We start from the raw sequence: 13,007 nt of genomic DNA, 5'->3' as shown, positions 1-13,007 counted from the left end.
GGCACTCGCCAGAAGCCGGATCATCGACCGCAGGCAAACTACGCTGTTCGAGTCGATGACAAGCGTCTTGCTGTGCTCGCATCATAGCAGGATGGCAGTGCATGATCGGGCCTGCTCGCTGAGTCGCGATGGCGCGCAACGGCTCAGAGGCCGAAGCGCGCCAGTTGCATCTCGCGCAGGCGACTCAGGGTGCGCCGGAACGGGAAGGCCAGGTGTCCAGCGGGATAGAGTGCCTCCATGGCCACCCGGGCCTCGATATACAGCGGGATGCCGCGGTCGTAGCATTCGTCTACCAGGGCGATGAAGCGCCGCACGCCGTCGTCCTGGCGCGAGAGTGGCGGCAGTTCGCGGTCGCCGGCCGCAACGTGCTGCCCGGCGTCCTCGGTGCCGCGCGCGATCCGTGCGGCCTCGGGCGTGCCGGCCAGACAGGGCACCTCCCCCAGCACGATCCGGCGAAAGCGGTCGCACAGGGCGATGAAGTCCAGCGCCGATAGCGGCCGCTCGCAAAGCGCGGCATAGTCACACCACAGGGTGTCATCGCCACGGGCACGCACCCGGATGGCGCGATGCCCCAGGCTGATCGCCTCGTCGCTGGCGGGCCGGCCGTAATTCAATCGCTCGAACACGGCCGGTAGCACGCTGGGCTCGGCCTCGCCGCGAACCCAGTAGCGAGGCTCCGGCGCCCCGGGATGGCGCCGATGATCCTGTTCCCCCTCCAGGTGCACCACCCGCGTGCTGCGTTCAATGGCCTCGATAGCGGGCAGGAAACGCTCGCGGTTGAAGCCATCGGCATACAGCTCGGCCGGCGCCTGATTGGAGGTGGTGACCAGCGTTACCCCCTGCTCGAAAAGCTCGGTCAGCAAGCGCCCCAGCAGCATGGCATCGGCGATATCGTTGACGAACAGCTCATCGAGGCACAACACACGGGCCTCACCGACCAGCTCGGCGGCCAGCCGCGCCAGCGGATCCGCCGTGCCGGTCAACTGGAACTGACGACGATGCACCCAGCGCATGAAGTGATGGAAATGCTGGCGGATGACCGGCTCGCTCAGGCTGCGCTGAAAGGCATCCATCAACCAGGTCTTGCCACGCCCCACGGTGCCCCAGAGATAGACCCCGGGCACGCGGGGTTCGCCCCGGGCCAGCGACTGGTGCGTCTCCTCCAGCACCCTCACGGCCTGCCATTGAGCCTCATCGGCGACAAAGCCCGCCTCCAGCGCGGCCTGATAAGCCAGAACTGGTGAGCTCATGCCTCAGCCGAGCTGGAAGGGATAGACATTGCCGAGCCCGAGGAGTCGCGACAGTTCGTCGAGGGCGACACGGCATTCCTCGGCGAGCTGCGGGTCGGCGAGGTCCGCCGGACTCAGGCGGTCGCGGTAGTGGCGCTGAACCCAGGTCGTCAGCTCGCCATGCAGGGCGTCGTCGAGCAGCACACGGCCGGAAATCGCCGCGCGCTCGCGGGCCGAGAGCGCCACGCGCAGGCGCAGACAGGCGGGGCCACCGCCATTGCGCATGCTCTGCTTGACGTCCTTGACCACGACCTCGCTGATCGGGTTGTTACCGGCCAGCAGGTGATCCTGGATGCAGCGCCATACCGCTTCGCGCTCCTGACACTCGCCGGGCACCACCAGAGTCATGCTGCCGTCGGGGTTGCTGAGCAACTGGGAATTGAACAGGTAGGAGGCCACGGCGTCCTCGAGACTGACCGCCTCGCTGGGCACGCGCACCGGGATCAGCGGCTCGGGCATCTTCGACCGCAGGGCGTCCAGGGTGGCTTCCTCGTCCCGGAAGGCCATGTCGTGGTAGAGCAGCACGGGACCATTGCCCACGGCGATGACATCGTTGTGGAAGACGCCGGCGTCGATGGCGTCCGGATGCTGCTGGGCGAAGACGCTCTGCGCCTCGCTCAGGCCGTGCTGACGGGCCACGGCCTGACTGGCTTCGAGAGTCTGCCGAGCCGGGAAACGAGCGGGCTCGACACCATCGCCACCGAAGGCCTGACGCCCATAGACGAACAGATGCACGCCGGCTTCACCATGCTCGGCACACAGCCGGGTATGGTTGGCCGCGCCCTCATCGGAGAAGGCCGGGGTGGCCGGCAGCGCCGGATGATGGGCGAAGTGCGCAGAGTCGGAGAAGATCGACGCCAGTACCCGCCCGGTGGTCGGCGGCTCCAGGTAGCGATGGAAGCTCGACTGCAGGTTGGCCGGCGTGAAGTGCACGCGACCATCGGCGGCATCCAGGCCGGGCGTGACCGTGGCCGCATTGGCGGTCCACATGCTGGACGCCGAGCACACCGCGCGCAGCACCTGAGGCGCCTCGTCGGCCGCCCGGGCCAGCACCTGCGCATCGCTGCCGGTGAAGCCCAGTTCGCGCAGCGCCCCGATGTCCGGCCGCTGCTGAGGTGGCAGCACGCCCTGGGCGTAACCGGCCTCCATCAGCGACTTCATCTTTTCCAGGCCCTGCAGCGCGGCCTCGCGGGGATTGGCAATCAGCCCCTGATGGGTCATCGAGGCCATGTTGCCATGGGCCAGCCCGGAGTAGTTGTGCGTCAGGCCGACCAGGCCATCGAAGTTGACCTCGCGCACATCCTGAGTCATCTCGGTCATAGCGTGATCCCCGGCGGCAGTTGGTCCGGCAGATGCAGGTCCTGGCTTTCCATGGACGCCACCGGATAGGCGCAGTAGTCGGCGGCATAGTAGGCGCTCGGCCGATGGTTGCCGCTGTCGCCCACCCCGCCGAAGGGCGCATCACCCGAGGCACCGGTGGTCTGACGGTTCCAGTTGACGATGCCGGCGCGGATGCGCAGCAGGAAGTCATCCCAGTCGGCCTGCTCGCCGCCGATCAACCCGGCGGACAGGCCGTAGCGGGTATCGTTGGCCATGGCGATCGCTTCGTCCCAGTCGGCGCTGCGATAGACCTTGAGCAAGGGGCCAAAGTGCTCTTCGTCGGGCACCTCGACGCCGGTGACATCGATCAGCGCCGGTGAAAGCAGGCTGGTGCCCTCCTCCAGACGTGCCATGCGCGACAGCACGCGGCCGCCTCGCGCTTCGAGATCGGCTTGCGCTTCCAGCAGACCATCCGCGGCCTCCAGGGTGGCCAGGCCGCCATAGAAGCCCGACGGTTCGGCGAACTGGCTGGCCACGCGCAGCTTGCCGATGGCCACGGCGAGGGCCTCCAGCAACATGTCGCCAGCGTTGCCGCGCGGCACGATCAGGCGTCGGGCGCAGGTACAGCGCTGCCCGCCGGAGGCGAAGGCCGACTGCAGAATGGTCAGCACGGCCGCATCCTGATCCGGCACGTCCTTGACCACCAGCGGGTTGTTGCCGCCGAGCTCCAGCGCCAGGATCTTGCCCAGCTGATCGGCAAACTGACGCTGCAACAGGCCTCCGACCTTGGCGCTGCCGGTAAACAGCAGACCGTCGATGCCCGGATGCTGCGACAATGCCTGCCCCACCGGTGCCGCGCCCTGAACCAGGTTGATGACACCGTCCGGCAGACCGGCCTCGCGCCAGCACTGCAGGGTCAGGTCGGCGGTCAGCGGCGTCTGCTCGCTGGGCTTGAAGACCACGCTGTTGCCGGCCAGCAGCGCCGGCACGATGTGGCCGTTGGGCAGGTGCCCGGGGAAATTGTAGGGGCCGAAGACCGCCATCACGCCATGCGGACGATGACGCAACACGGCACGCGCATCACCCAGATCGCGTTCGCGCTCGCCGGCGCGTTCCTGCTGGGCGCGAATCGAGATCGCCACCTTGCCGATCATGGCGCCCACCTCGGTGCGCGCCTCCCACAGCGGTTTGCCGGTCTCATGGGCAATGGCCATGGCCAGGTCTTCGCGATGGGTTTCCAGCACTTCGCGGAAGCGCTCGACCAGCGCCTTGCGCTCTTCCAGCGGCGTACGCGCCCAGTCGGGCATGGCGGAACGGGCGGCCTCCACGGCAGCGCCCACCTGGGCCTCGCTGGCAGCGCCGCCGGACCACAACGACTCGCCGCTCACGGAATCATGCTTGACGAATGTCGCGGCCTCGCCGTTTTGCCAGTGGCCGCCGATCAATAGCTGTTGCGTCGCCTTCATCATGCCTCCTCGTCGGTATCCAGAATGCGCAGGGTGTCGCCGGCGCTGACTTCCAGCCGCTCGGCCTCGGCCTCGCTCAAGGTCAATACGCCCTCAGCGTCCGGACCACGCCCTACCCAGGCCGCACGGAAGTCGGCCATGGTGGTGTTGGCGGCCAGCCAACGCGGGCGCGGCGTCTGCTCCAGCTCACCGGCCTTGATCTCGACCCGGCACGGCCGCGACAGGCGAACCCCGCGTACATCATCGATATACGCCTCCACGGTCGGTCCACCATCGAAGATGTCGATGAAGCCTTCCCAGCGCAGCCCTTCCTTCTTGAGCATCGCCAGTGCGGGGCGGGTATCGTCGTGGACCTGGCCGATGCAGGCGCGGGCTTCCTCGGAGAGGAAAGGCGTATAGATCGGGAACTTGGGCATCAGCTCGCCGATGAAGCTCTTCTGCCCCAGGCCGGTCAGGCGATCGGCCTCGCTGAAATCCAGGGGAAAGAAGTGACTGCCCAGGCATTCCCAGAAGGGGCTGCGGCCGTCGGCGTCGAACAGACCGCGCATCTCGGCCAGCACCTTGTCGGGAAAGGTCTGACGGAACTCGGCCATGAACAGCCAGCGCATCATCGACAGCAGGGCGCCGTTGCGCTCATGGCGCCGGTCGCCCCCCCGATATTCGGCACGCAGGAACAGCGAGGCCACCTCGGCATCCCCGGTATGGTCGGAGCTCAAAAAGAGCGTATCGATGGTGCGGTGCAGATCGAGCTGTACCGAAGAGTGCGCCAGGGTGCCCACGCGATAATGGTAGAAGGGAATCTCGCGCCCCACCTGGCTCTCGATGGCGCAGCAACCGGCCAGTTTGCCCTCGACTTCGTCCTCGAGGACGAAGAAGTACAGCCGGCTTTCCTCCGGCGTCTCGCCATTGAAGGCGCTCACCGCCGTGGCGATCTTGGCCGCCAGGAATTCGGTGTTATCCGGCAAGGAGGTGAAGCCGACGCCGGTTTCCCGGGCCAGCACGCGCAGTCCCTCGAGATCGGACTCGGCAATCGGTCGAATGCGCATTACAGCTCTCCTTCGTCGTAACCCGGATCATGCTCGGTACCCGCCAGGGCCAGTGGCGCAGCCAGCACGGCACGGCCCTCCTCGACGCCCAGCAGCTCGGCATGCTCCGGCGACAGCATGAGCTGGCCGGTCGGCGACAGGGCATAACGCGCCACCACACAGCGAAAATCGCCGAGACGCTGATTGGCCACCATGGCCGGTTCGGCATCGGGCAGCGAGTGGGCCGGACGCACGCGCACCGGGTGCCAGGCCGCCTGACGAAAGCTCTCCAGACGCGAGCGCTCGCCCTTGACCACCGGGCCGGCATCGAAGATGTCGACATGCCGCGAACGCAGGAAACCCTCGGCCAGCATTTCGCCCACGGCGGACTCATAGGCCGGGTGCTCACGACCCACGGCGGCCCGCGCCTGAGGCGAGAGCAGGGCCAGATAGAGCGGAAACTGCGGCATTACCTCGGCGATGAAGCTCTTCGAGCGCACGCCGGCGATATAGTTGATCTCCTGGAAGTCGCGCACGAAGAAGTGGCGACCCACGCTGTTCCAGAACGGCGACTGCTGCTCGCTGTCCAGGTAGCCGGGGAAGGCCATGGCCAGCACCTCGGCGAAGCGCTCCGGATACTGGGCGATGAACATCAGCCGTGCGCGGCGCAGCAGGCTCTCGGCACTGGTGCCGCGATAATGCGGATCCAGTGAATAGGCGCACAGCAGGCTGGCTTCCGACACCTCATGGGACAACGACAGGGTCGGCACCTCGCGGCGTACATCGAGTTGCTGCGAGGCGTGGATCAGCGTCTCCTGGCGATAGGTGTAATAGGCCTCCTGGGCACCGGCCTGGGCGCGAATGGTGGCGGTGCCTACCGCCTCGCCCCGCTCCAGGTCCTCCAGCACGAAGGTGTAATGCTCGTCGCCGGGAAACTCGACTTCGGCGTCGAAGGCGCGCTGGGAGCGCGCGATGCGCTCCTCCAGACGGTCACGATGCGCCGGCAGGTTGGTCAGGCGCGGCGTCGCGCTGCCCGCCAGGCGCTCCAGGGCCGGCAGATCCGCCGGCCGGGCAGGACGTACCACCAACATGGCATGACCTCCTCGGGTGTCGACTTGCGGCATGGCGGAAGCGCGGCTCACTGCTCGCCCACCAGACGCGCGATGGCGCGCTCGAGACGCGCCATGCCCTCGGCGATGTCGGCCTCGGGAATCACCAGCGAGGGCGCCATGCGCAGCACATTGGGGCCGGCGATCAGCGCCATCAGCCCTTCCTCGATGGCGAGAGGCAGGATTTCCTTGGCGCGCCCCTCGTATTCAGGACGCATCTCGGCGCCGATGAGCAGCCCCATGCCACGGATTTCCTTGAACACCTGGTACTTGCGATTGATCGTTTCCAGGTGCTCGCGGAACAGCTCATGCTTGCGCGCCACGCCCTCGAGCACCTCGGGCGTGTCGATGTGCTGCAGCGCCGCCAGGGCCACCGCCGAGGCCAGCGCATTGCCGCCATAGGTAGAACCGTGGGTGCCCAGCGTCAGCGCCGGGGCGATGCGGTCGGTGGTCAGCATGGCACCCACCGGAAAGCCGCCACCCAGCGCCTTGGCGCTGGTCAGGATGTCGGGGGTCACGCCGTATTGCATGTAGGCGAACAGCGAGCCGGTACGGCCCACGCCGGTCTGCACCTCATCGAAGATCAGCAGCGCATCATGGGCGTCGCAGAGTTCACGCAGCCCCTCAAGGAAGGCCGGGTCGGCGGGAATGATGCCACCCTCGCCCTGCATCGGCTCGACCATCACCGCACAGGTATCGTCATCGATCAGGTGACGCACGCTGTCCAGGTCGTTGAACTCGCCATGTTCGATGCCGCCGGGCACCGGGCCGAAGCCCTGGGAATACTTGGGCTGACCGCCGACGCTGACGGTAAACAGCGTGCGGCCGTGGAAGGACTTGCCGAAGGAGACGATGCGACTCTTGTGCTCGCCATGCTGGTCATGGGCCCAGCGACGCGCCAGCTTGAGCGCGGCCTCGTTGGCCTCGCCGCCGGAGCTGCACAGATAGACCTTGTCGGCGAAGGTGCGCTCGACCAGATTGCGCGCCAGCTCGAGAGCCGGCTCATTGGTATAGATATTGGCCAGATGCCAGAGCTTGTCGGCCTGCGTCTTGAGCGCATCGACCAGCACCGGATGGCAGTGGCCCAACGCGTTCACCGCGATGCCACCGGCGAAATCAATGTACTCCTTGCCCTGCTGATCCCACAGACGGCTGCCCTCGCCACGCACCGGAATGGTTTGCTGCGGCGCATAGTTGGGCACCATGTACTGGTCGAAGTCGCTGCGGGTCGGGGTCTGAGTCATGTCACGCTCCTTTTGCTCGAGAAGGCTCGGAAGGATGAAGCATCGCTCCTTCGAGTCATGGATCATTCGAGTATAAGGAGCCCGGCGCCGGGTGGCTTTCAGCAATGGGACGACGAATTGTGAAAGAAGGCAGGCCGGTACTCGCCCCTTGAGGCTCGGCTTGCCCCCTTGTGCCGCATAATCCAGGCCTTCGGGACACTGCTACCGAGCCGGTCGCGGGGGCACCAGGGTGAACCATACACCGACCACGACCACCACGGCCCCCAGGAGCTCGGTGGCCAGGATCGGGTCACCCAGCCACCAGAAGGCGCCGAACATGGTGAATACCGGCAGCAGATTCAGGTAGACCGCCGCGCCCGTGGGACCGAGGGTGGCGAGCGCATGATTGTAGAGCAGCAGCGCCACCACGGAGGGGAAGATCCCCAGATAGAGAAGCCCCAGTGCCTGGTCGCCGGCAAGCTGGGGCAATACCTGCCAGGCGCCCTCGAGCAAGGCCACCGGCGCCAGCGCCAGGTTGGCAATGACCAGCATCACCAGCAGGCCGCCATAGCGCGGAAACAGTGCCATGTAGCGCTTGACGAGCATCGAGTAGCCGACCCAGATCATCACCGACAGAAGCATGATCAGATCCCCCGGGTTGAGCCCACCCGCCATGGCCACGCTGGCCTTGCCCGACATGATCACCAGCACGGCACCGACAAAGGACAGCCCCACGCCACCCCATTGCAGCCAGCGAAAGCGCTCGCCGAACACGATGGCACTGAACAGCAGGGTCGCCACCGGAATCAGGCTCTCGAGAATTGCCACATTGGTCGGCGAGGTGAACTTCAGGGAGGCATAGATCAGTGCATTGAAAAAGGCCACGCCGGTGAGCGCCAGACCGAGCAGGGGCCGCCAGTGTCGGCGAAAGACCGGCATGGCGCGACGCGCCTGATGAAAGCCGAGCGGCAGCACCACCAGCAGGGCGATGAAGACGCGCCCCAGCGAAATGGTAAACGGCGGCAGCTCGGTCAGTGCCTTGCCCACCAGGATATTGCCGGAAAAGATCGCCACCACCAACAACAGGAAAAGATGAGGTCGCAGTGCATGCATCCCGGATCTCCGCTTAGGCCATGGTCGCCCCGCCCTGGGGTGCGGTCAGGTCAACCGCTCTTCGCGCGGCGTCATGCCAAAGTGGTTGCGATAGGCGGTGGAGAAGTGCGCCGCCGAGGAAAAGCCGGTCTGCAGGGCGATGTCACCGGCCGGTCGATCGCTGTCGCGCAACAACCGCCGAGCCTTCTGCAGACGCAGGTTGAGGTAATAGCGGCTCGGCACCGCCTGCAGGTACTTCTTGAACAACCGCTCCAGCTGGCGTCGCGATATCCCCAGGTGCTCGGCCAGCTCATGGGTCGTCAGCGGCTCCTCGATGTTGGATTCCATCAGCGAGACGGCGTCCACCAGGCTCTGCGGCGCGTGGCCCAGGCGGGTGCGCAGTGGCACCTGCTGAGGCTCGTCGCCCATGCGAATGCGCTCGAGCACGAAGTGCTCGGAGATGCGCTCGGCCAGTTCGTTGCCATGATGGTGGCCGACCAGGGTCATCATCATGTCCATGGCCGCGGTACCGCCACCGCAGGTCAGCCGGTCGCGGTCGATCTCGAAGAGCTGCTGAGACAGCCGGACCCGCGGATAGTCCCGGGCGAAGGCCTCGAAGCGCGGCCAGGGCAAGGTGGCGCGATAACCGTCCAGTACGCCGGTGCGTGCCAGCACTTCCGTGCCACCCCCAACGCCCCCCAATACCACGCGGGCCGCGGCCAGGCGTTGCAGCCAATCGAGCAGGTGGGCGGGCACACTGCCGGCCAGCGGCCCGGGCGCACAGACCAGCAACAGGTCGAGGGGCGCGGCGGAACCGCCGACAGCCGACTGGGGCAGCAGGGTCTGGCCGGAGCCGCTGGCCACCGGCCGCTCGTCGACGGCGAAGGTCGACAGCCGATAGAGCGTCCGCCCGGCCAGCCGGTTGGCGATATCCAGCGGCTCGCTGGCACAGGCCTGGGCCAGCATCGAGAAGCCGGGCAGCACCACCATCCCCACGTGTCGCGTCAGGGCATTGGCAAAGGGAGACCCGGCCTCCTCAACGCCCATCATCGATATCGTGCAGCGTCTCGATGAACGCATTGGAACGCGAGATGGCCGCCTGCATGCGCTCACGCAATGCCGCCACTTCACGCTCCAGTCCATCGACTTCGCCACGCAAGGCGCCGATCGCCCGGGCATTGAGGTTGTGCTTGAGCAGCAGGACGTTATCGCGCATCGCGAGCAACACCGGCTGCATGCTGTCGGCGGCATCCTGCATGGCATCGCGCATCTGCGTATAGCGCTGGCGGGTCTGGTGCAGGCGCTGCTCGGAGAGGCGGCGATACTCGGCGCTCTGATAGAGGTCTAGCTCGTCTTCCCATTCCTCGAACAGCGCCGCGGCCACGGACTCGATGTCATCGATGCGTTCTTCGACCCGATCGGCAGCGGCGTCGCTTCGTTCATAGGCCTCATCGAGGCGTTCATAGGTCTCTGACAGCTCACTGTCCGGCACACGCACCACGGCGCGGAACTGCTCCAGCGCCGAGGCAAACTGCTGCTCGGCCTCGACCTGGGCATCACGCCCGTCCTCGACGCGATCCACCATCAGCTCACGCTTGTGAATGCCGACCTTTTCCAGGGCACCGTAATAGGCACTCTGGCACCCGATCAGCAGCAGCACGGCGACCAGCGGCAGCAGCCATGCAGCACAGGACCTCAGCGGAATACGGGGCATCATCCTGGCCTCTCTCGAATGATCAGAGCTCGACGACGTCGAAGGAGCGCACCGGGTCGACATCGGCGTCATAGTCGACATCGTCACGTTCGAAGCCGAAGAGCTTCAGGAAGTCATGCTTGTAGCCCGCGTAATCGGTGATCTCGAACAGGTTGTCGGTGGTGACCTCGGCCCATAGCGCCTTGCAGGCCTGCTGGACGTCGTCGCGCAGTTCCCAGTCGTCCAGGCGCAGGCGGCCGGCCTCATCGGTCGCCGCCTCGCCGCCATACAGGCGCTCAGCGAACAGGCGATTGAGCTGGTCGATGGTGCCCTCGTGCAGGCCCTGCTCCTTCATCACCTTGTAGACCATGGCGATGTACAGCGGCATCACCGGAATCGCCGCGCTGGCCTGGGTCACCACGGATTTCAGCACCGCCACGTTGGCGCCACCGTCCTGCTCGCCGAGGCGCTTGTCGATCTCGCCGGCGGCACGATCCAGGTCTTCCTTGGCCTTGCCCAGGGCACCGTGCCAGTAGATCGGCCAGGTGATCTCGGTGCCGATGTAACTGAAGGCCACCGACCGGGCACCCGGCGCCAGCACGCCCGCCTTGTCCAGCGCATCGATCCACAGCTCCCAGTCTTCACCGCCCATCACCGCCTGGGTATCGGCGATTTCCTGCTCGGTGGCCGGCTCGACTTCTGCCTCGATGATGGCGTCCTTGTTGGTATCGATGGCGGTGGCGCGGTAGGTCTCGCCGATCGGCTTGAGGCTCGAACGCTTGAGCTCGCCGCTGTCCGGCAGCTTGCGCACCGGCGAGGCCAGCGAGTAGACCACCAGATCGACCTGGCCGAGGTCCTGCTTGATCAGCTCGATGGCCTTGTCGCGCGCTTCGTGGGAAAAGGCATCGCCGTTGATGGCCTTGCTGTAGAGGCCTTCCTGCTTGGCGAACTTGTCGAAGGCCGCGGCGTTGTACCAGCCCGCGGTGCCCGGCTTTTTCTCGGTGCCCGGCTTCTCGAAGAACACGCCCAGGGTATCCGCGCCATAGCCGAACGCAGCGGTGATACGTGCCGCCAGCCCGTAACCACTGGACGCGCCGATGACCAGGACCTTCTTCGGGCCATCCTGCTTGTCCAGACCGCGCGCACGCGTCGCCTCGATTTGCTCGCGTACGTTCTGCTCGCAGCCGACGGGGTGAGTGGTGGTGCAAATGAAACCGCGTACCTTGGGCTTGATGATCACGTCAGACCTCTAACTTTGCATGCTGTGTTGGATGGATACCGCGCCATGCGCGTTCCAGCGTTGAATGCTCGATCACGCCATTCTAGCGCCACTGGGCCGCAGTGTCCGCCCTCATCCGCGTACCTGGTCAAACGATCCGGGCAACGCCGGTTGAGTCGGCCCGCCGGCTGGGGCAGCATGCAGGTCCTGAAGCGATACTTCATCACCCTCGCAGGAGACCGCCATGGATGCCCAGACCCTCGTCGACGAACGTGGCGAATTATGGCTGGCCCTGGCGCCGCTGTGGCTGGAGCGCGAGCCCAGGGAGAGCGACTACGCGCGCATGATCGAGGTCATCGAACGCCATGACCTCAGTACCCAGGAGCTGGAGTGGGTGTTTCGACTGGAGCTCGCGCCGGTGCTGACCCGTCAGCAGATGTCGGTGGCCAGTGAATGGCGCAACTTCGACGACCACAAGCTGATGCGCCTGCTGGTGGCACACAACCTGCGACTCAAGGGCTGGCGGCGCAAGAGCTGGGCCTTGTTCTCGGGCCTGACGACCCTGATGACCCGCCATCGCTGGAACGAGTTGATGGAGCGCCTGATGATCGCCCGCGGCGAAGTACCCAAGGAGTAAGCCTTGTTCGCGGTCTCTTCGTGTACATGAACAATACACCAGTGTACACTTGCCGGCTGATCCAGAGCGCGGCTGCAGGGCTCTTGTGGCCACGCTCTCCACTTGCGAACGCGCCAGGCCCCTTCGATGCCCGATACCGACCAGCGTCCCACCAAATGGAAAGGCTCACGCGAGGCCTGGCTGAATGCCGCCTTCGAACTGCTGCTCGAGTCTGGTGTGGACAGCGTCAAGATTCTCCCGCTGGCCAAGCGCCTCGGGCTCTCGCGCACCAGCTTCTACTGGTTCTTCACGGACCGGGAAGCGCTGCTGCAGGCCCTTATCGAGCGCTGGCGGGAGACGAATACCCGGGGGCTGGTCGGCCAGACAGAAGCCTACGCCGAGACCATTACCGAGGCCGCGCTCAACGTCTTCGACTGCTGGCTGAACCCTGAACTCTTCGACTCGCAACTGGAATTCGCCATCCGCAGCTGGGCCCTGCAGTCCCCGGGCGTCACGCAAGACATTGAAGCCGCCGATGAAGTACGTATCGAAGCCCTGAAACAGATGTTCGAACGCTTCGCTTACACGCCCCAGGAGGCCAATGTCCGGAGCCGCAGCATCTACCTGACCCAGATCGGCTACATCTCCATGAACTGCCAGGAGTCCATGGCATTACGCATGCAACGCGTGCCCTACTACGTCGAGATTTTCACCGGTCACCATCCCGAAGCCCACGACCTGCGACGCTTTCACGCACGGCATGCCTATACACCGGAAGAGGCATGACGGATCAAACCGGCGTTGACCCGATACAAGCAAGCCGGTAACTACCCCGCCGTTACCGGCTGCTGCTGTGGCGCCTACAGCTTTTCTTCCAGCTCCGGCACAACCTCGAACAGGTCACCGACCAGACCAGTGACCATCGAGAGCGCGACCTGGAAGATCCCGATCGTCC

The 13,007-nt window shown here is 65.8% G+C and carries 12 protein-coding genes; 2 read left to right on the top strand and 10 right to left on the bottom strand.

Going from position 1 to position 13,007, the window contains the following annotated elements; translation table 11 throughout:
- Nucleotides 1-143: 143 nt before the first annotated feature.
- The 10 genes from zapE to fabV all read right to left on the bottom strand — a co-directional run bounded on the left by zapE (nt 144) and on the right by fabV (nt 11,457).
- Nucleotides 144-1,250, bottom strand: a complete 1,107-nt coding sequence (gene zapE, locus HHA01_RS06245) for a cell division protein ZapE (protein WP_141318824.1) — start codon at nt 1,248-1,250, stop codon at nt 144-146.
- Nucleotides 1,251-1,253: 3 nt separating this feature from the next.
- Complete coding sequence (gene astB, locus HHA01_RS06240) at nt 1,254-2,600, bottom strand: N-succinylarginine dihydrolase (protein WP_141319114.1); 1,347 nt, start codon at nt 2,598-2,600, stop codon at nt 1,254-1,256.
- A gap of 5 nt (nt 2,601-2,605) precedes the next feature.
- The gene (astD, locus tag HHA01_RS06235; protein ID WP_141319112.1) at nt 2,606-4,075 is read right to left on the bottom strand and encodes a succinylglutamate-semialdehyde dehydrogenase; all 1,470 of its coding nucleotides are present in this window, start codon (nt 4,073-4,075) and stop codon (nt 2,606-2,608) included.
- Nucleotides 4,075-5,121 (bottom strand): arginine N-succinyltransferase, encoded by a 1,047-nt coding sequence (gene astA, locus HHA01_RS06230; RefSeq protein WP_141318822.1) that lies wholly within the window; start codon nt 5,119-5,121, stop codon nt 4,075-4,077. Before astA ends, astD begins: the two co-directional genes overlap by 1 nt.
- A complete protein-coding gene (locus HHA01_RS06225; RefSeq protein ID WP_141318820.1) occupies nt 5,121-6,191 on the bottom strand; it encodes an arginine N-succinyltransferase in 1,071 nt (356 codons plus the stop codon). The genes astA and HHA01_RS06225 overlap by 1 nt, the downstream gene beginning before the upstream one ends.
- Nucleotides 6,192-6,238: 47 nt before the next feature.
- Entirely contained in the window at nt 6,239-7,453 is a 1,215-nt protein-coding gene (locus HHA01_RS06220) for an aspartate aminotransferase family protein (RefSeq protein ID WP_141318818.1), read from the bottom strand.
- 201 nt (nt 7,454-7,654) lie between these two features.
- On the bottom strand, nt 7,655-8,545 hold the full coding sequence (locus HHA01_RS06215) for a DMT family transporter (protein ID WP_141318816.1): 891 nt from the start codon (nt 8,543-8,545) through the stop codon (nt 7,655-7,657).
- 45 nt (nt 8,546-8,590) lie between these two features.
- A complete protein-coding gene (locus HHA01_RS06210) occupies nt 8,591-9,571 on the bottom strand; it encodes a GlxA family transcriptional regulator (RefSeq protein WP_174787722.1) in 981 nt (326 codons plus the stop codon).
- Nucleotides 9,561-10,241: a DUF2959 domain-containing protein gene (locus HHA01_RS06205; RefSeq protein WP_218023784.1), complete on the bottom strand. Its 681-nt coding sequence runs from the start codon at nt 10,239-10,241 to the stop codon at nt 9,561-9,563. The genes HHA01_RS06210 and HHA01_RS06205 overlap by 11 nt, the downstream gene beginning before the upstream one ends.
- Nucleotides 10,242-10,260: 19 nt before the next feature.
- Complete coding sequence (gene fabV, locus HHA01_RS06200; RefSeq protein ID WP_141318814.1) at nt 10,261-11,457, bottom strand: enoyl-ACP reductase FabV; 1,197 nt, start codon at nt 11,455-11,457, stop codon at nt 10,261-10,263.
- 223 nt (nt 11,458-11,680) lie between these two features.
- Between fabV and HHA01_RS06195 the strand changes: the two genes are divergently transcribed.
- Together HHA01_RS06195 and HHA01_RS06190 are read left to right on the top strand one after the other, a co-directional pair.
- Nucleotides 11,681-12,073 (top strand): DUF7079 family protein, encoded by a 393-nt coding sequence (locus HHA01_RS06195; protein ID WP_141318812.1) that lies wholly within the window; start codon nt 11,681-11,683, stop codon nt 12,071-12,073.
- A gap of 126 nt (nt 12,074-12,199) precedes the next feature.
- Nucleotides 12,200-12,838, top strand: coding sequence for a TetR/AcrR family transcriptional regulator (locus tag HHA01_RS06190; RefSeq protein WP_141318810.1), 639 nt, complete (start codon nt 12,200-12,202; stop codon nt 12,836-12,838).
- Nucleotides 12,839-13,007: the final 169 nt, after the last annotated feature.

Source organism: Halomonas halmophila, assembly GCF_006540005.1.
Taxonomy (GTDB): domain Bacteria; phylum Pseudomonadota; class Gammaproteobacteria; order Pseudomonadales; family Halomonadaceae; genus Halomonas; species Halomonas halmophila.
Note: the sequence above shows the minus strand (reverse complement) of the source record. Positions and strands in the feature narration are given on the sequence as shown.